The following is a 1,168-nucleotide window of genomic DNA, read 5'->3' as shown; positions in this document are numbered from 1 at the left end:
AATATTCAAATGTTTATAAAATTAAAGCAGAGAGATGTGAAATGATGGAGTATATAAAAAAAATTGCTTTGTACATGAGTGTATTACTTTTAATCATTTTTATTGGGGGATGTGGAAATATGAAAGATGAACAGAAAAAAGAGGAACAAACGAATAAAACAGATTCAAAAGAAGAACAAATCAAAAAGAGTTTTGCGAAAACGTTAGATATGTATCCAATTAAGAATCTCGAGGATCTATATGACAAAGAAGGATATCGAGATGGTGAGTTTAAAAAAGGTGATAAAGGTATGTGGACGATATATACAGATTTTGCCAAAAGTAATAAAGCAGACGAATTAAGTAATGAAGGTATGGTCTTATACTTAGATAGAAATACACGGACAGCAAAGGGACATTATTTTGTTAAGACATTTTATGAAAAGGATAAATTCCCAGATAGAAAAAAATATAAAGTTGAAATGAAAAATAATAAAATTATCTTATTAGACAAGGTAGAAGATCCAAAACTAAAAAAGAGAATAGAAAACTTTAAATTTTTCGGACAATATGCAAACCTTAAAGAATTGAAAAATTACAACAATGGTGATGTCTCAATTAATGAGAATGTTCCAAGTTATGACGCAAAATTTAAAATGAGCAATAAAGATGAAAATGTTAAGCAATTAAGAAGTCGTTATAATATTCCTACTGATAAAGCACCGGTATTAAAAATGCATATTGATGGTAATTTGAAAGGAAGTTCTGTGGGTTATAAAAAGTTGGAAATTGACTTTTCAAAAGGTGAAAAAAGCGATTTGTCAGTAATAGATTCATTAAATTTCCAGCCGGCGAAGGTGGATGAAGATGAAAGATAAATACAAAATAGATCCAGGACCTATTAAATATAATACTGAGGAAACTACAGCTATTTCTAAAATAAGTTATGAAATTGAAAATGCGAAATTATATGGAATTAAAAGTAAAACAATAGGTAGACAAATAGATCAATTAAAAGAAGCGAAAAAATTCCCTTCTAATCTTGAATATGTTGATAGTTATACTGATTCTCTTAATGGAGTAACAACTTCTGCTTTTTTAAATAAAGATACAGGCAAAGTAACTCTTGGGATGACTGGGACTAATATACAAGGCGAAGCCTTTAAAAAGTTAAAAGAAGGTGAATTTT

General features: G+C 28.6%; 1 protein-coding gene and 1 pseudogene. Both read left to right on the top strand.

Features of this window, described 5'->3' with window-relative positions; genetic code table 11:
• The first annotated feature begins 44 nt into the window (after positions 1-44).
• Positions 45-857, top strand: coding sequence for a tandem-type lipoprotein (locus IDG60_RS27585; protein WP_014936986.1), 813 nt, complete (start codon positions 45-47; stop codon positions 855-857).
• Positions 847-1,168: pseudogene (locus IDG60_RS27580) on the top strand (hypothetical protein); the annotation flags it as partial. The gene IDG60_RS27585 and the pseudogene IDG60_RS27580, both read left to right, overlap by 11 nt.

This window comes from Staphylococcus sp. EG-SA-2, from assembly GCF_017152085.1.
The sequence above is the reverse complement of the archived record's forward strand: the minus strand, read 5'-3'. Positions and strand labels throughout refer to the sequence as shown.

Bases quoted from the DNA above. Each gene is read 5' to 3' on its own strand.
- IDG60_RS27585 (WP_014936986.1), top strand. From the start codon at position 45: ATGGAGTATATAAAAAAAATTGCTTTGTACATGAGTGTATTACTTTTA.